23 protein-coding genes are annotated in these 24,433 nt (G+C 54.0%); 7 read left to right on the top strand and 16 right to left on the bottom strand.

Going from position 1 to position 24,433, the window contains the following annotated elements; all coding sequences use genetic code 11:
* Positions 1–28 precede the first annotated feature (28 nt).
* Positions 29–2,128 carry a heavy metal translocating P-type ATPase gene (locus tag B5G43_RS08230; protein ID WP_087260136.1) on the top strand — a complete coding sequence of 700 codons (2,100 nt, stop codon included), beginning with the start codon at positions 29–31 and terminating at the stop codon, positions 2,126–2,128.
* 112 nt (positions 2,129–2,240) lie between these two features.
* On the opposite strand, the gene B5G43_RS08235 is transcribed toward B5G43_RS08230, so the two are convergent.
* The 3 genes from B5G43_RS08235 to B5G43_RS08245 are packed head-to-tail and all read right to left on the bottom strand — an operon-like array spanning position 2,241 to position 4,623.
* Complete coding sequence (locus tag B5G43_RS08235; protein WP_087260138.1) at positions 2,241–3,179, bottom strand: hypothetical protein; 939 nt, start codon at positions 3,177–3,179, stop codon at positions 2,241–2,243.
* Complete coding sequence (locus B5G43_RS08240; protein ID WP_006571815.1) at positions 3,176–3,919, bottom strand: ATP-binding cassette domain-containing protein; 744 nt, start codon at positions 3,917–3,919, stop codon at positions 3,176–3,178. The genes B5G43_RS08235 and B5G43_RS08240 overlap by 4 nt, the downstream gene beginning before the upstream one ends.
* Positions 3,907–4,623, bottom strand: coding sequence for a GTP-binding protein (locus tag B5G43_RS08245; protein WP_087260140.1), 717 nt, complete (start codon positions 4,621–4,623; stop codon positions 3,907–3,909). Before B5G43_RS08245 ends, B5G43_RS08240 begins: the two co-directional genes overlap by 13 nt.
* Positions 4,624–4,792: 169 nt before the next feature.
* Here B5G43_RS08245 and B5G43_RS08250 point away from each other — a divergent pair, with 169 nt between their 5' ends.
* Genes B5G43_RS08250 through B5G43_RS08265 form a run of 4 tightly spaced genes read left to right on the top strand, consistent with a single transcriptional unit; the run spans position 4,793 to position 7,883 of the window.
* Positions 4,793–5,467, top strand: a complete 675-nt coding sequence (locus B5G43_RS08250; protein WP_087260142.1) for a Crp/Fnr family transcriptional regulator — start codon at positions 4,793–4,795, stop codon at positions 5,465–5,467.
* Positions 5,468–5,490: 23 nt separating this feature from the next.
* Positions 5,491–6,543 carry a PhnD/SsuA/transferrin family substrate-binding protein gene (locus B5G43_RS08255; RefSeq protein WP_087260144.1) on the top strand — a complete coding sequence of 351 codons (1,053 nt, stop codon included), beginning with the start codon at positions 5,491–5,493 and terminating at the stop codon, positions 6,541–6,543.
* A 5-nt stretch (positions 6,544–6,548) separates the two neighbouring features.
* Positions 6,549–7,298 (top strand): ABC transporter permease subunit, encoded by a 750-nt coding sequence (locus B5G43_RS08260; protein WP_087260146.1) that lies wholly within the window; start codon positions 6,549–6,551, stop codon positions 7,296–7,298.
* Positions 7,299–7,301: 3 nt separating this feature from the next.
* Complete coding sequence (locus B5G43_RS08265) at positions 7,302–7,883, top strand: ABC transporter ATP-binding protein (RefSeq protein WP_087260148.1); 582 nt, start codon at positions 7,302–7,304, stop codon at positions 7,881–7,883.
* Between the two features lie 53 nt (positions 7,884–7,936).
* Here B5G43_RS08265 and B5G43_RS08270 read toward each other — a convergent pair whose 3' ends face one another.
* From B5G43_RS08270 to B5G43_RS08295, 6 genes are all read right to left on the bottom strand, one after another.
* Complete coding sequence (locus B5G43_RS08270) at positions 7,937–8,281, bottom strand: cupin domain-containing protein (RefSeq protein ID WP_087260150.1); 345 nt, start codon at positions 8,279–8,281, stop codon at positions 7,937–7,939.
* 20 nt (positions 8,282–8,301) lie between these two features.
* Entirely contained in the window at positions 8,302–8,631 is a 330-nt protein-coding gene (locus B5G43_RS08275; protein WP_087260152.1) for a cupin domain-containing protein, read from the bottom strand.
* A gap of 78 nt (positions 8,632–8,709) precedes the next feature.
* On the bottom strand, positions 8,710–9,396 hold the full coding sequence (locus tag B5G43_RS08280) for an ABC transporter ATP-binding protein (protein ID WP_087260154.1): 687 nt from the start codon (positions 9,394–9,396) through the stop codon (positions 8,710–8,712).
* Positions 9,390–10,139, bottom strand: a complete 750-nt coding sequence (locus B5G43_RS08285) for an ABC transporter permease (RefSeq protein ID WP_087260155.1) — start codon at positions 10,137–10,139, stop codon at positions 9,390–9,392. The genes B5G43_RS08280 and B5G43_RS08285 overlap by 7 nt, the downstream gene beginning before the upstream one ends.
* Entirely contained in the window at positions 10,129–11,148 is a 1,020-nt protein-coding gene (locus B5G43_RS08290; RefSeq protein ID WP_087260157.1) for an MqnA/MqnD/SBP family protein, read from the bottom strand. Before B5G43_RS08290 ends, B5G43_RS08285 begins: the two co-directional genes overlap by 11 nt.
* A 129-nt stretch (positions 11,149–11,277) precedes the next feature.
* Entirely contained in the window at positions 11,278–11,955 is a 678-nt protein-coding gene (locus B5G43_RS08295; RefSeq protein WP_087260159.1) for a Crp/Fnr family transcriptional regulator, read from the bottom strand.
* A 122-nt stretch (positions 11,956–12,077) separates the two neighbouring features.
* Here B5G43_RS08295 and B5G43_RS08300 point away from each other — a divergent pair, with 122 nt between their 5' ends.
* A complete protein-coding gene (locus B5G43_RS08300) occupies positions 12,078–15,941 on the top strand; it encodes an acyl-CoA dehydratase activase (RefSeq protein WP_087260161.1) in 3,864 nt (1,287 codons plus the stop codon).
* Positions 15,942–16,401: 460 nt separating this feature from the next.
* Here B5G43_RS08300 and B5G43_RS08305 read toward each other — a convergent pair whose 3' ends face one another.
* A complete protein-coding gene (locus B5G43_RS08305) occupies positions 16,402–16,944 on the bottom strand; it encodes an SLOG family protein (protein ID WP_087260163.1) in 543 nt (180 codons plus the stop codon).
* Positions 16,945–17,077: 133 nt separating this feature from the next.
* Between B5G43_RS08305 and B5G43_RS08310 the strand changes: the two genes are divergently transcribed.
* Positions 17,078–17,413, top strand: coding sequence for a helix-turn-helix transcriptional regulator (locus B5G43_RS08310; protein WP_087260165.1), 336 nt, complete (start codon positions 17,078–17,080; stop codon positions 17,411–17,413).
* Between the two features lie 39 nt (positions 17,414–17,452).
* Here the strand turns inward: B5G43_RS08310 and B5G43_RS08315 are convergent, their stop codons facing one another.
* The 6 genes from B5G43_RS08315 to B5G43_RS08340 form a co-directional block, all read right to left on the bottom strand.
* Positions 17,453–17,881, bottom strand: a complete 429-nt coding sequence (locus B5G43_RS08315) for a hypothetical protein (protein ID WP_087260244.1) — start codon at positions 17,879–17,881, stop codon at positions 17,453–17,455.
* A gap of 5 nt (positions 17,882–17,886) precedes the next feature.
* Entirely contained in the window at positions 17,887–18,798 is a 912-nt protein-coding gene (locus B5G43_RS08320) for a ParM/StbA family protein (RefSeq protein ID WP_087260167.1), read from the bottom strand.
* A 165-nt stretch (positions 18,799–18,963) separates the two neighbouring features.
* Entirely contained in the window at positions 18,964–19,596 is a 633-nt protein-coding gene (locus B5G43_RS08325; RefSeq protein ID WP_087260169.1) for a hypothetical protein, read from the bottom strand.
* A 4-nt stretch (positions 19,597–19,600) separates the two neighbouring features.
* Positions 19,601–22,057 carry a hypothetical protein gene (locus tag B5G43_RS08330; protein ID WP_087260171.1) on the bottom strand — a complete coding sequence of 819 codons (2,457 nt, stop codon included), beginning with the start codon at positions 22,055–22,057 and terminating at the stop codon, positions 19,601–19,603.
* On the bottom strand, positions 22,054–24,174 hold the full coding sequence (locus B5G43_RS08335) for a hypothetical protein (protein ID WP_087260173.1): 2,121 nt from the start codon (positions 24,172–24,174) through the stop codon (positions 22,054–22,056). The genes B5G43_RS08330 and B5G43_RS08335 overlap by 4 nt, the downstream gene beginning before the upstream one ends.
* A 20-nt stretch (positions 24,175–24,194) precedes the next feature.
* Positions 24,195–24,419: a hypothetical protein gene (locus tag B5G43_RS08340; protein ID WP_040411900.1), complete on the bottom strand. Its 225-nt coding sequence runs from the start codon at positions 24,417–24,419 to the stop codon at positions 24,195–24,197.
* Between the last annotated feature and the right edge of the window lie 14 nt (positions 24,420–24,433).

Raw genomic sequence — 24,433 nt, forward strand, 5'->3', positions numbered from 1 at the left:
GCTCCCTCTTTTCGTGAAGGAGGAACCTATGAACGCAACCATATTGCATGAAAGCCGGGGACGTATTCGAATCAGGCTGAAGCAGAATCGCATGACGCTGGAGCAGGCCGACCGGCTGGAACTCTGGCTGCAGAATAAAGCCTGGGCTCGCCGTGTTACGGTCCACGAGCGGACATGCTGCATCATTTTACAGTACGAAGGAGACCGGCAGGCCGTTCTGGACGATGTCCGCTGTTTTTCCTGGGAGAAAGCAGAACAGCAAATCTCTCTGCCCGCCCACAGCACCCGGGCGCTTAACCGAGAATTTGAGGAGAAGTTGGTCAGCAAGGTCATGATGAAGGCGGCCTGCACACTGTTTCTGCCCTCCCCGCTTCGCATTGCCCGGATCGTGTGGCATATGATCCCCTTTGTGCGCCGCGGTCTGCATTGCCTACTGCGCCGCCGCATCAAGGTGGAGCTGCTGGATGCCCTGTCCATTTCCATCTCCGCCTGCCGTGGGGATTTCGGAACTGCGGGTGCGGTCATGTTCCTTTTGGAACTTGGAGAGCTTCTGGAGGAGTGGACTCGGAAAAAGTCTGTGGAAGACTTGGCCCGGTGCATGTCGCTGAATGTGGATCGAGTCTGGCTCCGGACCTCCGAGGGTGAGGTACTGATTCCTATTTCCCAGGTTCAGCCTGGGGATGCAGTAGTCGTGCGGGCCGGCGGAATCGTCCCTGTGGACGGAGTGGTACTGGAGGGCGAGATCACCGTTAACCAGGCATCCTTGACTGGTGAATCCATCCCCGTGCCCAAACGTCCCGGCGGAGCGGTCTATGCCGGAACTGTGGTAGAGGAAGGCGAATGTGTGCTGGAGGTCAAGAAAGCCTCTGGACAGAGCCGATACGACCAGATCGTCCACATGATTGAGCAATCGGAACAGATGAAGTCTGCCGCTGAGAGCAAGGCTGCCCATCTGGCCGACAAGCTCGTTCCCTATACCTTTGCAGGAAGCCTACTGAGCTTCGTCCTCACCCGCAACGTGGCCAGAGCGCTTTCCGTGCTGATGGTAGATTTCTCCTGCGCCCTGAAGCTGGCCATGCCGCTGGCAGTGCTCTCGGCTATGCGGGAGGCTGGAGACGCACATATCACCGTCAAGGGCGGTAAATTCCTGGAGGCAGTGGCCGCAGCCGATACCATCGTTTTTGACAAGACCGGCACCCTGACCCATGCCTGCCCCAAGGTGGCAAAGATCATCCCCTTCGGCGGCAAAGACGAACGAGAGATGCTGCGGGTGGCTGCCTGTCTGGAAGAGCATTTTCCCCACTCCATGGCTAACGCTGTGGTCGAGGAGGCCAGGCAGCAGGGACTAACCCATGATGAGTTCCACTCCAAGGTCGAGTATCTGGTGGCCCACGGCATTGCCAGTACCGTCAACGGGGAGCGGGTGCTCATCGGCAGCGCCCACTTTGTATTTGAGGATGAGCACTGCCAGGTCCCCGAAGGTGAGCAGGAACGCTTTGACATGCTCCCGCCGGAGTATTCCCACCTGTATCTGGCAGTGGGTGGACAGCTGGCGGCTGTGATCTGTATTTCCGACCCGCTGCGGGAGGAAGCAAAAGATGTGCTCGCCACACTCCGCGCTCTGGGAATTTCCAACACAGTCATGCTCACCGGAGACAGTCACCGTACCGCTGCAGCCATTGCCGCCCAGGTGGGGGTGGACGATTTCCGTTCGGAGGTGCTCCCGGTAGATAAGGCAGACTATGTGGCCCGGCTTCGTCGGGAGGGGCATACCGTTCTGATGGTGGGCGACGGCATCAACGACTCGCCGGCCTTGTCTGAGGCAGATGCCGGCATTGCTATCAGCGATGGCGCCGCCATCGCCCGGGAGATTGCGGACATCACCATCGCTGCCGATAGCCTTTGGGAGCTGGTGGAACTGCGCCGGATTGCTATGGCGCTCATGGCCCGCATCCATTCCAACTACCGCTTTGTTATCGGCTTTAACGGCGCTCTGATCGCCCTCGGCGTGGCCGGGATCATTCCTCCCGCCACCTCTGCCACGCTGCACAATCTTTCCACTTTGGGGGTCAGTTTGAGAAGTATGAGTCCACTTCCCCATCAGAAAGAGAGGAAACAGGTTCTATAAAACTACTTGGATCATACTTGGAAATCAGGACGATCCTTTGGAACCTATAAATGCTATAAAAACAGAACTACCTCAGCCGTGCTCTGCGGCTGAGGTAGTTCTGTTTTTTCTTCTAAACTTGTAACTTGTTATCAGCCTTCCAATCGGTTGCTTTGGAAAGTTTTTGGCAGTATAGTCCATAAAATTCATCGTGTGTCAAGGATGCAAGCCACTCAGTAGAAGGACAGCAGGCGCTGGGACTCTCCTGCTGGCTTTTTCCCTGGGCGTGCTCGGGATAAACGATCAGATCTCCGTTGGCAGCATAAAAGGAGCAAAGCTCCTGACACAAAATCTCTTTCACCATACGGCAGGCAATCGACTGGGGAACAGAAGTGCGGGCACAGAAGTAGGACGGGATCAGAACCGGACCTTCCCGTGGAATCTGAAGGAAGGTCTCCTGTCCGTCTGCCCGCAGAGCATATAGAGAAGGCACAAGGGCAGTGGACGCCTGCCCCTGGCGCACAGCCTGAAAGGCGCCAATGGGCATATCGGTCACCAGACTGCGCTCCAGCAATGCTTCTGCTGCTTGATGTCCCCATCGTTCCCAAACCGCTTTCACCACCGTCTTGACCGCCGAGTTGTTGATGCCGCCAAATGCCAGACCGTTCCAGTCAGCCAGGGCAGTATGGCCACAGACCTCCGGTTCCCTGGTATAGTAGACCAGAGGAATGGACAGGAACGGCAGCAGAAACGGCCCTCGCTCCACAGCATCCAGCATAGGACCGGAACGCAGGGACATCCAGCTTCGCACCGGATAGAGATCATCTTTCAGTTTGCAGAAAATGTCTGGATCTTCGAATACCTCCAGATCGGCAGAAACGATGAGGTCGGGAAGAACGGCATCCGGCCGGGCCAGATATTCAGACATGTGCTCCGGATATCCCAAGCCGAAATAGCGCACTTCCAATTGGATCCCATCGGAGAGCAGTTTCTGCGTCAGCCCATCCAGGAACGCCTTCTCCTGTCGGTGAAGTACGCAGATATGATTCCAGTAGAGCAAAATATGTGTCATGCCAGGAGTTCTCCCTTCCGTAACAACGTCTGATAGCGACGCTGGGTTTGGTATTCGGCTTCTAATTGCTGATAGAGGGCCGCTTCAGCCGGAGAACGTCCCACCACCGCGGTAATTGCGCCGCCGCCAAGTACGATCCGCCGCTCCGACATCAACGCTGTATGGGGGTCATGGGTGACCACCAGAACCAGCTTGTCCTGACGGCGAAGCAAATGCAGCGCCCGCTGCTTGTCGATCCCGGCGTTTTCAATCTCGTCAATCAGTACGATGGGGCTGTCACAAACGAGGGCGATATCCCCGATCATCAGGGCCCGGGACTGCCCGCCGCTGAGCTGGTTGAGGCTTTGACCCAATGTTACGGGTTCCGGCGTGATCTCGTTCACCAATTTCAGAATTTCTTCCGGGGTGATCTCCCGGCTGCGGCAGCGGGCGTGCAGGCGTAAAAAGTCCTCCACCGTAGTGTCCAGAACAAAGCGCATGTTCTGTCCAAGATGGGCTACCAGCTGACCCGACAGCCTCTGCCGATGACAGCGGGATACGGGCGCTCCATCCAACAAAATGGTGCGTCCGGTAACCGAGTCTCCCTGGGCCATCTGCTCCACATCTTTGATCAGCCGGGACTTCCCTGACCCAGTGTTCCCCACAATGGTGTACAGCTGACCACGTTTGAGATGAATGGGCAAAAAGGATTCCACCCTTCCGCCCTTGTCATGCCCCGGCAAAATGGTCAGGCACTCCATACCGGCGCCTCCTTTCCAAAGGCGATCTTACCCACAACGCCCTGCTGGAACGCTCCGCCTACCCGGCGTTCTCCCACACAATAGGAGCATACCCCGCTTGGCATGGTATGCCGAAGCACATCCTCCCCGGAGCCGCAGTTGGTGGGCTGCTCCAGCAGCCACTGTGCCAGGCGGTCGATGCCATATCCGGCTAAACCATCTACCGGGAACAACGCTGCCTTTGGGTTTAGTTCCCCAATTTGCCAGGAAATGATCTCCAGCTCAGCCTGGGAAACCATATCAGTTTTGGTCAGCACCACAAAGTCCGCCTGCGTGAGCATGGGACCAAGCTGTCCCGGCGCCTTGCAGCTGGCAGTACAGTCCAGGACGCATCCCGCCACCATGTGGATGGTGGCAGGGGAACAGCGATGACACAGGCCTGCTGTCTCAATCACTAACGTATCGCAATTCCGGTCATCAGCCCAACCCCACAGCTCAGGCAAATTGGATACAAGGAAGTGATCCGGGCAAATATCCCCGCTCAGGCCAGTGACACAGGGTAATCCCAGTTCCTCAAAGACTGCGGCATCTCCGCTTTGCAGGCAGTCGATCTTGCAAACGCAGGGGGTTGCCCCGCTCTGCTTGAGCAGCGGAAGAAGAGATCGCAAAACAGAGGTCTTCCCTACTGCAGAAGCTCCAGAGAACAAGAAAATGTGATTTGGCATGCGTGTGCTCCTCTCCAGTCATGCAGTTAGCATTAACTTACCACCTGACTGTGCCACTTGTCAGTATCAAGTGAGACTGAGAGCGCAGCTTTTTTTCTTGACGAAAGCGATATTTGGCATGTACAATATTATACGGTTAGCGAAAGCTAACCCATTGAAATGAGGTGAGGTGTTGGAACAAACTGAGCTATCTCACAAGCTGGCACTTTCTGCTTTTTTGGCAGATGTTACACTGCCTGGGACAAAGGTGTCCACTCAGATTTTCCGGAGCGGACAGATCGTCAGCGACATTCCCCGGGGGATCCCATCCATCGGTTTGATCACAAGGGGCAGGATCGAGGTCTATTCCGTAGCATTGGACGGAAAGGATATCCTGCTCAACGAGCTGTCGGCTGGAGAATGCTTTGGTATCTGCAATCTCCTGACTCAGTGCGAACTGGAGACTGTGCTCAGATGCAGCGTGGAAACGGAAATCCTCTATATTCCCAAAGCTGTACTGCAGGAAGTCATGGCTGCAAATGGCACACTTGCCCTTCGCTTTGCTGCGGTTTGCAGTGAGAAAATCCAGTTTCTCTTGAAGCGGATCGAGCTACTCACCATGCAGTCCTGCCGGGGGCGGGTCATCGCCTTTCTCCTTGCCCATAGCAAGGAAGGCGGCGAGGTAATTTTTCGGGGCTCACGGGAGGATCTGGCCCGCCATTTGGGTGTCAGTCGTGCCGCCCTGTTCCGGGAGCTGGCAGCACTGCAGACCATGGGAGCTATTGAGTCCCACGGGAATCTGTTCCATGTGATTAAGCCGGACCAGCTGGAAGATCTGCTCTATCATCCATCCAACACCAAATAAACCACCCAGAAAGGAATACGATCATGAAAAAGCTCTTGTCTCTCATTTGTTCTCTGTCTCTGTCTGCGGCGCTTCTTGCTGGCTGCTCCTCCACACCCCAGGAGCCCACCGCCTCTCAGACACCCTCTGATTCGGAAACTCCCACCACCAGTCAATCGGTCACGACGGAAGCTGTGGATGTGAAGGTGATGGTCCTCAAGGGTCCTACCGCCATGGGAATGGTGCAGTTCATGAGTGAGACGGATAACGGCTCCATAACCGACAACAACTACGACTTTACCATCACAGCCATGACAGATGAGGTCTCTGCGGCCCTTTCCCAGGGTACCACAGACATTGCCGCAGTTCCGGCCAATCTGGCTTCCGTCCTCTATAACAACACAGAGGGCGGCGTACAGGTTCTGGCAATCAATACGCTTGGTGTGCTGTACATTGTGGAGAGCGGGGATACCGTTCAGTCCATGGAAGATCTGCGGGGCAAAACCATCTATGCCAGCGGAAAGGGCGGCACGCCGGAATATGCTTTGAACTATGTGCTGGCCCAGAACGGCATCGATCCCACCAGTGATGTGACCATCGAGTGGAAAAGCGAACAGGCAGAATGCCTGGCTGCGCTGACCGCTCAGGAGAATGCCATCGCCATGCTGCCCCAGCCCTTTGTTACCACCGCCCAGAGCAAAAGCGACAGCATCCGGGTGGCCCTGGATCTGACGGAGGAATGGGACAAGCTGCAGGCGGACAGCGAAACACCCTCTACTCTGGTCACCGGAGTGGTAGTGGCCCGGGCAGAGTTTGTCCAGGAGCATCCCGAGGCTGTCTCCTCCTTCCTGGATCACTATGCCTCTTCCGTGGAGTTTGTCAACTCCAATGTCGCGGATGCCGCACAGCTGGTCGGTTCCTATGACATCGTCACCGCGGAGGTTGCCCAGAAAGCCATTCCCGCCTGCAATATCGTCTTTGTAGAGGGTGCCGAGATGAAGGACAAGCTGTCCGGCTATCTGACCGTCCTCTTCGACCAGAACGCCAAGTCTGTGGGCGGCGCTTTGCCCGCTGACGACTTCTACTACAGCCGCTGAGGAAGATGAAACGCACCGGAATACTACGGCCCTGGGCGGTGTTTGTATGGCTTCTGGTCTGGCAGATAGGGGCCATGGCGCTGGATCAGCAAATCTTACTGGTCTCGCCCATACAGGTTCTGGCCCGGTTGGGGGAGCTGGCCCTTCAGGGGTCGTTCTGGAAGGCTGTGGGATTTTCCATGCTGCGGATTACCGGCGGCTTTCTTTTAGGGGCAGCAGTGGGTACCGTTCTTGCAGCGTTCTCTGCCAAGCTGCGCCTGGTGGAGGAGCTGCTGGCCCCCCTTCTGCTGGCCATCAAGTCCATCCCTGTGGCCTCGTTTATCATTCTATCCCTGATCCTGTTTTCTTCCCGCAATCTGTCCATCCTGATCTCGTTTCTGATGGTTCTGCCGGTGCTGTATTCCGGGGTTCTGGGCGGGATCCGTGCCATGGACAGTCAGATGCTGGAGATGGCACAGTTGTTCCGGATTCCCACGCTCCGGCGGATCCGTTATGTGTATCTGCCCCAGGTGCTGCCCTATTTTCAGGCGGCCTGCGCCTCCGCTTTGGGCCTATGCTGGAAGTCGGGAATCGCTGCCGAGGTCATCGGTATGCCCACAGGCTCCATCGGTGAGCGGCTCCAGCAGGCCAAGGTCTATCTGGATACGCCGGATCTGTTTGCCTGGACACTGGTCATCGTACTGGTAAGCCTGTTATTTGAGCGGTTCTTTTTGGTAGTGCTGAGACAGGCTGCGCACCACTTGGAGAGGATGTGAGCCATGCAGGATATTGTGATGCATGCGTTATGCAAGTCTTTTGGGGAAAAATTGGTGTTGCGGAATGTCTCCGGCACACTGGCAGCCGGCCGCATCACCGGGCTGATGGCCCCTTCCGGCGCAGGAAAAACCACCCTGCTGCGCATCCTCATGGGACTGGAGCAGACGGACAGTGGCCGGATCGACGGCCTGGATGGTCTCCGCCTCAGCGCAGTATTCCAGGAAGATCGTCTGTGTGACCAACTGGACGGCGTTTCCAACCTCCGCTTGGTAACACCGTCCCTGAGCCGCACAGAAGCCAGAAACGCTTTAGAGGCGGTGGGACTTGCCGACTGCATCGGTCAGCCCACCCGGGAGCTTTCCGGAGGACAGCGGCGCAGAGTGGCGATTCTCCGTGGTCTGCTGGCTGACTATGACCTCCTGATCCTGGATGAGCCTTTCAAGGGTTTGGACCGGGAGACCAAGCAGCTGGTGATAGAGGATACTCAACGCCGATGCATGGGAAAAACCGTGCTGCTTGTCACCCATGATCCCACAGAGCTGGATGCGCTGGGTGTGACCGAATTGCTGACTGGATTGGAATAAAAAACGGGCTCCATAGAAGCGTTTTGGCTTCTATGGAGCCCGTTCTTTTTCTGTCAGCAGGACGGGGTCTTCACGACCACCAGGTACATCTTGAACGCTGTCACCGCCTGTACCGCGTGAGGGATGCCGGCGGGCATGATAATGGCTTCTCCTGCGTTCAGGGTGTGGGGAACACCGTCAATGGTAATCTGTGCCGTCCCTTCCAAAATGGTCGCCATAGCGTCTCCGGGAGCAGCGTGGGTGCTGATGGCCTCACCCGCATCAAAGGCAAACAGGGTGATCCCCGCACCGGCCTGTTGGGCCAGGGTCAGGCTGACAACTTTACCCGCTTCATATTCCACTTGCCCCTTCAAGGCAAAGGGCTGCGCATGAGGGACATTCTTAATCAGGGTTTCCATGAGTCATTCCTCCTAAATCATTATGAAAGCGTGATCTGCAGCAGCTTGCAGCCATCCGGAGCAACTACTGCGTGGGGCGTATGGGCGGGAACAGCCAGACAATCGCCCGTTTGAAGACTGCGGCTGTCCTCCCCCGCAGAGACATCAAGCGCCCCCTCCAGAATGTAGTAGAGGGTATCGCCAAAATAGCATTCCTCACTGATACTCTCCCCGTCGCCAAAGGCCAAAAGAGTCATTTGGCAGTGTTCCTGCCGGCTCATGGCCATACTGACCACGCGGCCAGGTTGAATCTGAATCAGCTGGGTGAGCTGCTGGGGCTGCTGTGTGGGCAGGTTGCGTAAAAAGTCCATTGCTCATACCTCCATGGGTCGTTTTATCCATATGATACCCCAGGAAACGGGATCATTCCATTGCCACAGCAACAACGATCAGGCTGTGATGCGACCAATAATTTCCCGCCGGATCTCCGTCAGTTCCGGCGCCGAGGCATCCCGGCCTTCCCGGCCAGGCAGGGTGATCCATGTTTGAATGGTGGTTGGCCTGGGTGTCAGGACAGCAATCTGGGTGGCCACGGTCAACGCCTCATCAATTTCGTGGGTGACAAACAGAACGCCTGGCTTTTTGATCTTCCAGATCTCCAGAAGCATATTCACCATCTCCATGCGAATGCCGTAGTCCAGCCCCTGAAAGGGCTCATCCATCAGGAAGAACTCTCCGCCGAAATGGAAGGCCCGTGCCAGCGCACATCGACGGGCCATGCCCCCGGAGAGCTGCGTAGGATAGTACCCCTCAAAGCCTTTCAGCCCTACATCCGAAATGAGGGTACGCACAGCCTCCGGCTCGGCATCCTCACGAACCAGATGGATGTTTTCTTCCACCGTTCGCCACGGCAGAAGGCGGGGACTTTGAAACATATAGCTCAGCCGAGTATCGGTTCCCTCGATGGTACCCGTGTCAGGTGTTGCCAGGCCTGAAATCAGGTTAAGAAGCGTGGTCTTTCCGCAGCCGGAGGGACCGATCAGAGCCACGATCTCCCCCGGAGAAAGGGTCAAAGACAAGTCAGACAGGACAGGTAATCCGTCATAGGACTTGGTGATTCCGCTCAGTTTCAGCATGTCACACCTTCTTTCCCACAAAAAGCCATCCTCAGCAATCTTTGTGTGAGATAGCATCCCAATACCAGCAGCAGCGACCAGGCAATGATGGCATCGGGCTTGATGTTGAGCCGGGCCGTGGTGATGGCTCCTCCGATTCCGCTGTTTGTAGTAAGAACCTCTCCCATAACTGCCAGCTTCCATCCGCCTCCGATCACGATTTCCAGCGCTGAGCGGAAATAAGGGCGGATAGAAGGAAGGGTTACATGGCGCAGCATCTTCCAGCGGGAAAATTGGTAAAGGCGCGCCATCTCCAACAGCTGTGGATCTACGCTGCGGACGCCGTGACTGAGGTTGATCACCACAGTTGGAACTGTGGCTGTGGCCACGATGAAGACGCAAGGCTTTCCGTTAAATCCGAACCACACCAGTGCCAGAACCACCCAGCATACGGGCGGAATGGCCTGGAGCACATGGATCAGTGGGGTTCCCACATCCTCTATCTTGGGACACAGGCCAAACAACAGCCCCAGAACAGCGCCAACGCCCACACCGATGGCCAGACCGGCAATCAGCCTCAGGATCGTTGTTCCTATGGTGGCTCCGAAATCCGACTGCGTCATGAGCCGAACCAATGTAGAAAGGACCTGGGCAATGGGGGGCACCACCAGCGGCGGGTAAAAGAGAGATGCCAGCTGCCAGGCTCCCAGCAGCAGGCACACTCCCAAGGCACGGCGGAACCACAGTCCCGCCTTACCCTGCATAGAACAGCCCCTCATCGGGCAGCTTTCCACCGATCATAGAGGGTTCAAAGTTGTAAAGAAGGTTATAGAAGGTATCCAGTTCCTCTTTGGCGTCCTGGGCACTCTTAAAAGTCAAGCCCATATTGGGAATCGCTGCCTCCACAATTGCGGCTTTCATGCCCAGATACTCCTCAGCCAGCGCAGCAGCCTCAGCCGGGTGATCCAACACCCACTGCACGCTCTCCTCATAGGCAGCCTGGAACTGGACGGCCAGCTCAGGGTTCTCATCCAGGAAAGTCTGGGTGGTGCCGAAGCCTGCGTTAGGGATCATAGTATCCGTGCCGGTGGAGCGCTGCCACTCGGTTTCAAAGCTGAGTGCCCGGCGCACATTCTCATTCTGTGCCATGGCGGAAGTAACCTGGGGCTCGATCAAAGTGGCGTATTCCGCCTCCCCAGAGGCCAAAAGGGCGGCTACCTCTGCGGTACTGGCGTAGACCACCTGGACATTTTCACCCACCGTCAAGCCGGCCTCACTCATAAAATACTGGGTGAGCGCATCCGGAGGAGAGGACTGAAGCGGGATATATACCGTCTTACCCTCCAAATCGCTCCAGGTCGTGAAATTCGGATCGGTGGTCATGAAGTATGTAACGCCCCAGGTGTTCACATTCATCAGACGTACATCCAGGCCCTTATTATAGAGGGTAGATATCACGGTCAGGGGAAATGCGTACAGGTCATGTTCTCCGCCCTGGACCATAGCCAGAAGTTCTTCCGGGGCATTCCACACATTCAGGTCAATGGTCACATTCTCCCCCAGCAGCTGCTCCTCCATCATGTAAAGAACCGGCAGAGCAGGCGGGGCAGTGGGTACGCCTACAGAAATGGTAATCGGTTCGGTGGCCTGACTGGATTCCTCTGCCGTGTCGTTTTGGTTGGTATTGTCTGCAGGCGCATTGCCCACGGCACAACCGGCCAGGGCAAAGAGCATCATGGCAGAAGCCAGGATGGAAGCAAGGGTGCGTTTCATTTGAGATCCTCCAATCTGAATCAAAATAATCCTTCCGGTGGTTAGCTATGTCTAACCACCGGAAGGATTATTGCATAAAACAACAGGACCGTCCGTTGCCATGGCAACGGATAGCCCTGATTTTTCTGTCTACGCGGTTAAAAATTCACTGTCCAGAATTTGAATGACCTGACCCTGATAAGTAAGGATTCCCTCTTTCTGCATTCGGCCCAGTTCCCGGGAAAGGGCGCTGCGGTCCACACACAGATAGTCCGCCATCTCACCACGTCCCATCTCCAAGCGTATCTCACCATTGGGAGCAACCGGCAAACCTTGAAGATAGACCTTGATCCGGTTGCGAAGCCGGTTCTGCGCCAAAATACGCATTTTCTGATTGAGAAATAAGGCTCCCCTTCCCATCTCCTGCAACAAATTGGCGGTCACCCGCATCCGGTATGGACACCCATTTTCTTGCTGAAGCAATAAAGGGTCAAAGTCCAGATAGAGCACCTCTGTATCGTTAAGGGCATCAATTTGAATGGGGCTGTCTTGGGACATGGAGCAAACCAATGTCTCCCCAAACACGCGCCCCCGACTCAGGCGATCAATGGTCAGCAGATTTCCGTCCTCGCTGTAAAGTGAGATCCTCAAGGTGCCGGACATAACAACGCCGGGGCGCCTTTGGCAATCGCCGATCCGCAGGAGGACCGTGTCCTTCAGAACTGTCCGCACCTCTCCATGCAGGCAGTTAAGAACATTCTGATATTTTTCTTCCGGAATACCGTCGAACAGTTGACAACGGGACATTGCTGCAAAAATCGAACCCATGAGACCCCTCCGTGTTGCTGTGGCAACCGACAAAAACAAAAAACACATTTATAGTTAGCATTAACTAACCATTATTATACTGCTTGGCCAATAAAATGTCAACGTAAGAAAAGAGGGTCACTATGAATGGAATTGGTTTAGACTGTGGAACTGCTACCGTCAAACTGGTGATGCTTTCCCAGAAGGGTGAGCTTTTATGGTTCAAATCCTCCGCACATCACGGCGCCGCAGTTCAAACCGTTCGGTTGCTTCTCGGCGAACTGCTGCAGGCGGATCGCAATGCTTGCGGCTATCCAGTAATGCTCACCGGAAGCGCAGGAGATCGACTTTCAGATGCCTGCCCCGGACTCTCGACTCTGGGCGATATTCCCGCCATCCATCGCGGTATCCGTCTGCTGGCGCCGGAAGTGAAATCTGCCATCGAAATTGGCAGTCAAAGTGCTCGTTTCCTCACAGAGCTGGATCGTGGTACTCCTCCCAGATTTGCAGTGAATGAGCACTGTGCCGGGGGCACCGGCTCCTTTTTTGAGGACCAAATGTCCCGGCTGGGCTTGCGAATCGAGGATTATTCCGAACTGGTAGCAAAGGCCCACTCCATCCCCCGCCTCTCCGGCCGCTGTGCTGTCTTTGCTAAAACGGATATCATTCACCGACAGCAGGAGGGGGTGCCTACTCCTGACATTCTGCTGGGGCTCTGCTACGCAATGGTCCGCAACTATAAAGCGGTTATCGTGCGGGGACTTCCTGTGGAGAAACCTGTGGCTTTATGTGGCGGAGTTGGCTGCAATGCAGGGGTTCTTCGGGCTATCCGGGATGTTTTTGCCCTCACGGAAGAAGAATTGATTTTACCAAAAAACTTCCTCTATGTTGGCGCCACCGGGGCTGCGCTGGCTGCTCAGGAGGCAGGCACCTGTTCCATGGGGGAACTGCTGGCCTCTCTGTGCGGGCAGGATCCAAACATGGGAGACCGGCTGCACCGTCGTCAGCCACTGGATCCTGATCCCAAGGTTTTTGTATCCGATCCGCCTGTTTCTGGCCATATCCCACCTCAGGGCTGCGCTTTGGGCATTGATGTAGGTTCTACCAGCACAGACCTGGTTCTCATGGATCCATTCGGAGAACTGGTGGACTTCCAGTATCTACGCACCGCCGGAGACCCAGAGGCTGCAGTGCGAAAGGGCCTGGAGAATATCCGCTCCCGTTTTGGGCAGATTCCCCTTCTGGCAGTTGGCGTCACCGGTTCCGGACGAGAGCGGATCGGCCGACTCATTGGTGCGGATGCTGTACGAGATGAGATTACAGCCCAGGCAAGATCTGCCATCCATTGTATGCCCAAAGCAGATACCGTCTTTGAGATCGGCGGTCAAGATTCTAAATACATCTCCCTTCAGAATGGACAGGTTGCAGACTTTCAAATGAACAAAATCTGTGCTGCCGGAACCGGCTCCTTTGTGGAGGAGCAGGCCGCACGCATGAACATCCCTTTGAAGGACTTCGGCCGCCTGGCTCTTACTGCAAAGGCCCCTGTGGAATTGGGAGAGCGATGCACCGTGTTTATCGAGACCGCTATCCAATCTGCCCAGGCACAGGGAGCCACCCAGGCAGAGGTCGCAGCCGGTTTGTGCCAGTCCATTGTCCGAAATTATCTTCACAAGGTAGTTGGGAGCAAGCCAGTAGGACACCATATTGTGCTCCAGGGTGGTGTGGCCTACAACCCCGGCATCGTGGCCGCTTTCCGCCAGGAATTTGGAGATCGGCTCACAGTCTCTCCCTGCTTCTCCATCAGTGGAGCATACGGCGCCGCCCTGCTGGCACTGGAATCCACGAAAGGCCCTTCCCGCTTTCATGGGTTCGACAGGCAGCCGGAAGAGGAGGTCGCCCTGTCCGCGGAGGTCCAGCGCAACATTGCCTTTTACCAGCGCGGCCCACAGCTGCTGTTGGAGGGTTATGATCCAACACCCGTCTCCGGACGGAAAACGGTGGGTGTACCTTTCGCCCTGATGATCCACAAGTTCTTTCCTATGGCCAATGCCTTCTTCCGGCAGTTGGGATTCAATGTACTGCTCTCGCCGTCTACCAACGAGGAGATCATACGCCTCTCCCAACAGACAGCCCAGGCGGAGACCTGTTACCCGGTAAAGCTGATCCATGGTCATATGGCCTGGTTGGCAGAGCACGGTGTTGACTACATCTTTCTCCCCTCCATCCACACCATGAGGCATGAGACCTCTCAGGTTGAGCACAACTACGGCTGTGTATATATGCAGACTGCACCCCAATTAGCCGCCCGTGCCCTTCGTTTGGCAGAGCAGGGCATTGAGTTGCTCAATCCTGTGTTCGATCTGGACTTTGGGCAGGAAGCGATGGCCTCAGCTATGCTGGGCCTTGGAAAACAGCTTGGTATCCCAAAACTGCGGTGTCTCCCCGCCCTGATGGCAGGTGCCCAAGCAGTACGCCGGCATACAACAGCAGTAGAGCGGCAGGGCCGTGAACTGCTTTCCTCTCTAAATCCTGAGGACAAAGTACTTGTACTGATTACCCGAAACTACGGCCTTTCCGATCCCGTGCTGAATATGGGGGTCCCTCGTTTGCTGCTGGAACGGGGGCATAAGGTAATTACGCTCTCCCATCTGCCTGCTCACGACCTGGATCTGTCAGCGGACTACCCCAATCTGTACTGGCCCTTCGGACAACACATCCTCTCCGGGGCGAAACTCGTGGCCCATCACCCCAATCTATACGCCGTCTATCTGACCAATCACGGCTGTGGACCGGACACGATGCTCTCCTATCTGTTCCGAAAGGAGATGGGCGAAAAACCCTATCTGCACATCGAAGTAGATGAGCACTTCTCACCAGTGGGCGTTATTACTCGCATTGAGGCATTTCTCCAGAGTCTGGAAAGCCGTCCCTCTCAGCCACTGCCGGAGCACTTTCAGCTTACAGCTGTGGAACGCTGCTCCACCAAAGTCGTTGATACCCTGGAACCAAGTCGCGGCCCTCTATATGTTTTGGATCTGCCGCCGTTTACCACATATCTTAGGAAATATGCGGAAATGGTATGGAATGTGGAGGCCCGTACCATGCCTCTGAGCGACACTTCCCTGGTTTTGGGCCGGGCGGAGACCAGTTCCAAAGAGTACCTTCCCTTCCCCGCCTTGCTGGGTGGTATTCTGAACGCAGCAGAGAAGGAATCCGATTCCTTTCAGATGCTGATTCCATCCACCCAAGGCGCGGAGGCTGACGGCCAGTACCCGTGGGCAGTAGAGGCAGTGCTTGCCAACCGGGGACTAGGGCGGGTGACCCTGGTTTCCCCGGAACTGGAAACCTTGCCGGAACATGTTCCAGATCCCGACCTGTTGTTCCGGGCTGTACTGACAGGAGATCTCATACTGTGTGCCCCGCCTGAGCAGCGCAGCGCACTAAGTCCACACGATATTCCAGATTGGGACAGTCTGAATGCGCTGGCATCGCAAATCGGAAACATCCCCGTCAAGAGCCAGCCTCTAGCCGCAGTGGGAGAACCCCTTACGCTGTTTGCTCTGAATGACGGGGTGCTGGAAACGCTGGAGCAGCAGGGCCGGTCTCTGTATCGTGCCCCCTTGAGCGAGTACCTCTGGTTTCTCTGGCGGGATTCCGGGAGTGTTATAGCCGCTTCCTGGACAGAGCAAATGACAGAGCTGGGCCGTCTATTGAGGGAGAGGAGCAGCTTCTCAAAAGATCCGGAAGGGATGCGTACTGCAGCGGATCAGCTACTGCCGGGATTTGCCGGGGCCAATGGTCGGTACCGTTTGGCTAAGGCACGGGAACTTGGCCGAACATCGGCTGGTGTGCTAACTCTGGCTCCCCGGTATGAAAACACAGAAACAGTGCTTGATATGACTGGCGCACTAGACGGAACCTCTCACTTCCATCTGGCTATGGACAGCGACTGGGATGAGAGTTCCTGGTCCCGCCTAAACTCCTTCCTCTATTATTTAAAATAGGCCTGAGAATCTTGTCTCCCGCCCGCGCAGACAGTTTATACAAGCTTCCTTTTGGTTTTTTATCCTTTGATGCTACCGAATAACCACTGGAGGAGTGGAGAAGGAAAAATCTGTTGCTGATTTGACTCAATGTATGTTCCTGAATATGGATCGTGTCTGGTGGTGCACAGCTCAGGGCAGGTGGTACTCCCTATGTCCTAATCCAACCAGTAGATCCACGGCGGTCTAGGCAAGCGGCATCATCTCCGTGGACTAAGTGGTATTAGATGGCGAGACCACCGTCAATTAGGCGCTCTTTCTCCGGAGAGTCCATCTAAAATCCCACACGTACCGGTATTGTTGTTTTTGTTGGAACTGTAGTGAAAGAAACCAGTCTCCCTGGTCCGCGCCACGAGGAATAGCTAAATCTATGTACGGTATCTGAAAGCATATCGCACCCAATGTAGGGTGCGATATGCTTTTATTGGACTATTCTGCTAATCTTCCCCGTATCTGGATGAATTAGCACAAGCGGCAGTCTGCGCGTCTCTGCAATCCGCATTGCTATTCGTATGCTACCAGCTTTCTGCAGATCATTATTATACACTGCCACCAAGTAGTCGGCGCATTCCACCATGTAAGCTGTGCGCTCTTTATACCCCTGCGCTCCCACTCCCCTGCTACCCATTACAAATTGGTCGCAGTTCTCCTTTAGGCGACGCAACCTTTCACGACTTTTTGGGTCCCATCGTTCGTCATGACCTGGAAAGGGATACACAAGCACAATTTTCAATTCCGGGCATTCTTCCTGCCATCGCATTTCCAACAGGATCTCACCGGCCCATAGATCGACACCAAGAGCTCCACCGACATAGTACCGACGTACTCCACGCCGATACAATTCCATAAAAACATCATGCAACCGCTTCTTCAGACGCTTGCACGAAGTCATATATTCTTGATATTTGAATTTAAACTGCGTGGGCCGTTGACTAACAACAGCACACGAATAAAACTTGTCCATCTCATCTCCTCTTTTTTCAATAGTACAGTAATATAGCTCATTATACCTACTATGGCTGAATAAGTTCAACTATGGCCGCTTAATTTTTCGTGCCATGGCGGATAAAATATAGCTATAGCATGGAGGGCTGCCAATGGGTGAATTATTAAAAGAGATGGGCCAGCGAATGCTGGATCGCCGCAAACAACTGAGATTAACACAAGAAACTCTGGCTAAAATGGCACATGTAACCCCGCAAACTATTTCAACTGCTGAACTGGGAACAAAAGCCATGCGGCCTGAAACTATATTGAATGTCTGTGAAGCATTGGACATCAGCACAGATTATTTGCTGCGCGGTCAGGTCATAGAAGACGATGCACGCCTGCTTCATCAAAAGATTTCTTCATTGACACCCAGCCAGTACCGCCATCTGGAAGATATTATTGACAGTTATATTGCTGCCATTCAAGAACAGAAAGAGGTATAGGACGAGGCTTTATCTGTCTCTCCTATACCTCTTTCTTTATTATCTGCGGAATTCAGCCATTGTGCTGGCTATCAGGTTTCGGGTCACATCATCAATCTCCAGTGCTTCTCCCACTTCCGGCATATACTCTGGCTCCTGCGCCTGCACATTTGGTGTCGAAGCCGCTTTCTCTTCTTCCACTCGGCAGGTGCCCGAGGCCGGGGCAGGCTTTTCGGTTTGTCCTGTCTCTTGCCGCATGATCTCACGCACAATGGCTTCGATGGCGGCTCTGTCAATGACCGGAGCCATTGCTTTCAAAGGCTGCGGGTCATCTACAAAATTCGCATTATAGTATGTGATTGCATTGGCAATATACTGGGATTTGCTATGAGGCGGCTGAAGTTCCAACAGTTCAACGGCAGCTCGCTGTACGGGGTCGCCAATATTGAACCGCAGAGAAAATCGCCCCCGTTCCTTTTTGGCCGCCATTCCCATCACCTACCCGCCGTTTCCAGTCGATAGAGGTATTCAAAGCCGGCCGCATTGGCATTGATGTTCGTGACGAACAGCGGCGTCCCCACCTTACCGGAGGATTCGATCTGTCGGCGTAGCAGGATCGCGCCGCCGCCCACAAAGACCACCTTACTGTAACGAAGATCCAGCATCCGCTCACGGAGCGTGCTGAAGAGGTCGTTTACAAATTCCTGTGCCAGCCGCTCCACCAGGCGCACTGCTTCAGCCGGATACGAGGTCTTCCTGCCAGCAAGAATTGCATCCACATCGCTTTCATCCAGCAGCAGATCCAGTTCCGAGTTTCCTCTGGACCTGATCTTATTGTAGAGCAGAATCACGCCGTTTTCCAGCGAATCGCAGGAGGTGAGATCAGCTTTTCCGTTTTTCAGGAGAAGATAATCCGCCGTAAAGCCTCCAATATCCAACACCACCGCTTTCAGGTCATCCATGAGCGTGTGAAGCATGGTAGCGGCCGCCGCGTACGCCTGCGGGTAGCAAACTACATCAGTAATGCGGATGGCATAGGGCTTATCCCGGTACACGAACTCCACGATCCCATCTCTCTTGAAATAATCGGAAAACTTTTTTGCCTGGGCGCCAAAATGTGCCGGCGGCAGTCCTACCGGAAGCTGGATATTGTAGAGTTCCTGCTTGCCGATTTGGCGCGCCTCCAATTCCTCTGCGATAGCGATCAGCGTAAGTACAAAGAAGCGGTCATCTTCCGTCTTGTCCTTGCGGAACGGGATGCGCTCACTGGAGAGCGTGTAGTAATTGCCCCGATATTGCAGGCTCTGGCCAAAGGGTTTTGTAATGCTCTGCTGCAGGCCGGAAACAAAGGGGCTGCAGTGGACGGTTTTGATTTGCTTGTTGCCATGATCGACACCAATCAACATAGGTAGTTGCCTCCTTTTTTGCTTTATACATATCCTTTACGCCTGGATGACGCCTTTCTCAACAGGAGGGCAAAAAACACAAAGCCTATACAACGATACCGCCGGGAGAAGAATTTTTTCTTCTCCGGCGGTATCTCATCCATCCGATGTAAATCAGTATATATTTTATGTGTGTACGCTGTATCGAGCCTTTGCTATGTCTTCTATTCCATGCAGGATGACGGCGCCGCAGATCCCTCTGCCATAAGGCGTATACTCCTCAAAAAAGAAGCTGTACGGCTGGCTGTCATCATAGAGGACGATCTTTTCCGTACCGCGCCACTGGAAATGCTGTTCCAGGATCTTTCCGAATTTGTGACGCAGAAGCCGGCACCCGGTAACCTCCTGGAGATTTTTCCGGCAGCGGAATTCATATCGGCGTGTTACCAGTTCCGGGATGGAGAGCTGGCGCCACTCGGAACCATCCATATCCTCTCCGGCCCCTGCAAAAGCGCGGAATGGCTCATAGGGAAGCCGCACATCCTCTTTCCAGCCATGCACCCTGTCATTGCCATCTTCCTGAAGCCATGTGAACCGGATCTCCAGAATCTGCGTACCATCTGGCCCCTTTGTCAGTCGCAGACTGGCAAAGGAACCGCAATCACTCGTCAGTACCCTTTTATTCGGCTCCTGCTCCAACTTTTGCAGTTCGCTGCGCAGGATGGCAAACCGATGCGGGGACTTTTTCTCCCATGAAATGGTGCGAATATAAAGCAGTTCCTTGTCGCACCGCACTTTTATCATAGTCCGGTCATTCAAATGTTCATTCCTCCTTTTCAGGGAGCGCCCCTGCGGTATGCAGGGCCGCCCGTTCTACCAAAAATGCACCTTCCACATATTTTTCTTTGCGGGAGGTCGTTGCTGCGCCGCCCAGGGAATCGAGATACTGCTGCCCGTTCTTAGATTTAGAGATATACACATAAAACGGGCTGCTGACATACTGATCCCGTGCATAACAGTTGACATACCTCCTTGCCAGAACAGAGACTGCCCCCAGATCCGCAGCCTTCTGCGTTGCCAGAGCGACGGCCATCTCCATGACCACCTGCTGCTCATCGTCATTGATGCCGGAGGTGTAAATGCGCTCCAGAAACAGCACCAGCTTCTCACTGACAATATGACCGCTCTCGGTTGTATTCTCTCCGGCCAAATCAGCAAAAGAAAGCATCAGTTCTGTCGGCTTTTGAAACGCCCCTTTCGTCAGGCGAATGCAGGCGCGGGCCACGATTTCATCACCTTTTCTGATCAGGATGATTTTCTTGTTGGAATCAAAAGCCGCCAGCAGACACTCTCGTTGGCTCCCCGTTCGGTAAGACAAGCAGGTACCATAGGGTAGCTCACCTATCTGAATGGTGTGGTAGAAATCATCCGCTTCTTCGGCAATAAACTTGCCTCGCTCCAACGCAAGATTCTTTTGCCATGCGGTCTCCTGCTGCTCACTGATTGGGTGGTTTATTTCCCGGCGCAGATCGTCTGCGAAATATTTCAGCACATAGAACAGTTCAGCCTGCACGATTCTTCTGAGTGCCTCAATAGCCGCATCATTTCCCTGCAGGTAGTTATATAGCGGAGTCACCAAGCTACTGCCTCCTCGAAGCAGGAAGTCTGTGATACGATTTTGGTTCTGTTTCACAAACTCGTCTGAAATGGAGAGGCTTTCTTTTAACTGGGCCCAATCCATATCCGTGGTCAGGACAGAGGCGCGAACCTGCGGCCAATTTTCACACCCGGCAAGCAAGGGCAGGTTTCTGGTCGCAAAGACCGCATCCGTTTCCGTCCGGAGATCCGGGACAAAGGGGCAAAGCTGGGTGTAATGAAACAGCATTTGCATAGCCGTCCGCCTCGTCAGCCCGCGAATATGACCGAATCGCTTCCGATACCATTCGCTGAACGGTTGCTCCAGCAGGCATTGAGCCAGCTGAGTCAATTGCTCATCCTCCGTGTATCGGCTGACCAGATCCCGCTTGAGGAGTTGGCGAAGCATGAGCATACGCTGGTCTACCGGGAGCGGGGTCAGCTTTGCATACAGGCGGACATAGATTTGGTCCTGCTGCCACAGCAGCCGCATCTCTTCAAAGGTGTATTGCTGTCCTTCCTCCAGGCAGTCAAAATAGCTGTCTGTGCGCTTTGCAGCATCGCAATCCTGTAAATTCTTTTCTGACAGGGAATTGATATTGCAGTGCTCACAAAAGCAGTCTTCAAACAGGAGCGCATAGCGGCTCAGAGAAAGGAAAATCTCACTGTTCTGATCCACCAACTGTAAAAAGTGCTTTTTCCGGTGTTCCACCGCATAGACAAGGATCGGGAACTGATACGAGCGGATCGCACCGAAATCCAGATGGAGGCAACCGGCATACAGTGCATTCAGGTAACTGACCTGATTGCACAAGATCTCTTCACGCTGTTCTTTGTTCAGCGGTGCTTCCTGTCTGATGAACCAGTTGAGATCATACTGTCCCGCACGGTTTTCAAACCAGCGTTGGAAAAAGATACTCAAATCATCTGCATCATGTTCAAAGACCTCCAGCAGCTGGCGAAACTTCCCGATATCGGTTTCCCGCAGCCATTGAAGCGCTTTCAGCCGGCCAGAATCAAGAAACACGGTCACGCCCTGCTGGTACAGCAGGCCGAGGATCTTCTGCAGCGGTGTATTCTGCTCCAGAAGTACCAGCGTCTCTTTTTCGTTGCTATGCCAGTTGAACAGGCAGGCGCCAAGAAATGGAAAGCGCATCAGGTCCCGCTGATGTGCGGTCAGTGAAGAAAGCCCTTTCCAATCTGCAACAGGAAAAAGCCATAGATTATCCAGAATAGCTTTTTCCTCTTCTTCGTACTTGACATAGGGCAAATAGTATTTCAAATACTCAAAAGTCAGCGCCGTTGGAACATTCAAAGACGCTGCCTCCAGTACCTGTTCCGTCGGATACTGTGTCAGGCTCTCATGGCAGTCATCTGCCGATTTGAGCATCGGTTCGATCCTGTCATCCTCGATCTCACAGGTACACAAAGCATGGTACAAATCTGCGAACTCACCGCATTCAACCAGCTCCTGCTGAATTTGGGAGCTCCTGTTTTTCTTCAGCCGCGCCTGCAGTTCCAGCCGTTCGACCTTTTCGCAGGCCCCGTCCAACTCGTTCTCAGAAAACAAGCCCGTTAGGCTCAGCATCAGGCCGTCAGTTTCCATGCGGCCCAGCAGAGACAAATGTTTCATCGTATTGGTCATGCTGCTGCACCTCCTTCGATCATGTTTTTCACCATATCCAATAGTTCTTGTTTTGGCCTAGTCTCGTACTTTGCCAGCATTCCGCACAGCACAAAGAAATTCTGTGTGTCTATCGGCGTCAGTTCCTGCACACAGCCGGCAGGCCATTCTAACAGTTTTTCATAGACCATATTCATGGCTTGCTGTTTATCTTCTTTGTAATAATACTTGTCTGCAAATTGAACCAAAGACATCGCACTTCCGTTATAGATCTGCGCCAGTTTTTCCTTTCTTTTCAAAAATTCCTGCTGCTTTTGCAGCATCTGCTCCTGCTCTTTTTTCTCTGCAGCGGCCTTTCGGTCGGCTTCGAGTTCTTTTTTGGAATAGAACCGCTTTTTCAGGCAGTTGCCATCATAGCCTCCGCTGTTGCCCCTGGCAATCAGCTGCCGCAGGACAGAGGCCAGGGTGGGCCTGTCGTAGAGCCGCTGAATCGTCGGGTCCTTCAGTGCGCTCCAGACAAATGCCGTATAGTGTTCCGGCTCCATTTGAAAAAACGAAGAGTCCACCCATTCGTAGAGCTTTCGGTGCTCCTCCGGGCCAAGGAAAGGCCGGGCAATTATGGTGCGAAAATTCTCGTTTCCGTAACCACCAGTATTCTCGCAGAAAGAGCGGTGAAAATAGAACCGATCTCCGAAAATCTCCTGCAGCTGTGTAAATCTGTATTGGTTCAGCAACTTTTCGACAAACCGATAGCATTTCCAGCTGGAAATACGCAGGGCATAGTCCCGAAGAAGCTTCAAAGGGTATGCGTATTCACCCTCCGCTCGGTGTTTCTCAAAAAAAGCCCACAGGTCAATTTTCTTCGTTTCCACCAGAAGGGTAAACGCCTCCTCGGTGTGCTGCCGAAAGCAAGTGAAATACTCCATGTAGTCGGCACCGGTCAGTTGCTTATACCGGGCAAGCCACTGTCCAGTAGTTGCCGATCCAAGCGAGCGAAGCATTTGCATCGTGAACAATTCCAAATAGGTGTCCCGCTTTAACTCGACTGCCAGGCAGTCATACTGCGGATCAAACAAATCGAACCGATAATTAAATGACTGCTTGATGTTTCGGTTCATCCAAAGGATAGTTTTGGGGGAAGACGGTGAAAGGCTTGAATTTACAGCCGCCCACAAATCCCGATTGCCCTCATATTTGATGGAGAAATCCTTGTAGCGGGTAAATAGCCAGCCAACATATCCATAGAGCGAATCCGGCAATGCTTCCGGGCAGTTGAGCAACATCTTGCAGCACGCCGCCGCAAGTTTCTCGGCAGGAATGCTGTTAGAGGATAGCCGATACGGAATTCTATCCATCCACATTGCGAGTGAGTTTGTCAGAATGATTTCATCTGCTCCGTACCCAGCTGCGGTCAAAACTGCAAACTCCCGGCTGTCCTGTTTCATATTCATACAAGGAAGCTTTACCAGTGTTCGCAATACAAGATCTGCCTTTGACCGGTAGGCTTTTACCCGCTCGGCGTAAGTGCGGATAAACCACTCCAGCACACCACAGTTAAAAGCCAGCGGCATCGTTCGCTCCGGACCAAGCAACCGGAGCAGCTGTGCGTGCATCGCCTGATATCCTTCTTCCCGGTCATCAAACAGAGAAAGGACAAACAAGGCTTCTTCTGTCTTGGTGTATTCCGTCTTTGCCAGGGCATCCAACAGGGCACGCTGGCGCACAGTATCTTCCTCCAGATGATACAGAGCACCGCTCAGGTACACATCCCCATCAGCGATTCGCCGGATTTTCTGGAGAAAGCCACTACGCTGACTGCCCACAAACATCTGGTCTGCGTGGAGTGTGCGTGTAACGGCAAGTGCCAGTGCCAATGCACGGACAATACGGATATCTGTGCCCAGCTTATTCGCAAACCGCTCCAGCACCTCTCCAGGATAGCGCAGGCTATACTGCTCAAAATAGATAGAGACATCCACATCTTGCTGCCAAATCTGGGCAGCTTCAATCTGGCGATAGTGCATCCTTGCCTTGTCGTCCTGAGAAGTCTGTACCACCAGTTCGGCAAAAGCATGATACAATGTCAGATCAATGGCTTTCTGATAGGCCGCGTATGCCGGCATGATTTCTTGATTCACAGTTGTCCCTCCTTTCGTGATTACCTGGGCCAGTGGCCCCCAGTGGAGTAGTTCCATTCGATGGTTCCATCGTCGTACTGGAGAATTCCATGCGCCTGCAGGCTCCAGCCATCGCGCACTCGCGTGAAGAGCGCCGTCGTTTCACACGGCCGGATTGCTTCGGCAACACTGGTGCAGCGATATTCACTGCCGTTGCGATTGGTATAAGTCTGGTTCACGATTGGCGTGATATAGGTTCTATCCATATCAATTCCTCCAT

The sequence above is a fragment of the Flavonifractor sp. An92 genome, from assembly GCF_002159175.1.
Lineage (GTDB): Bacteria > Bacillota > Clostridia > Oscillospirales > Oscillospiraceae > Pseudoflavonifractor_A.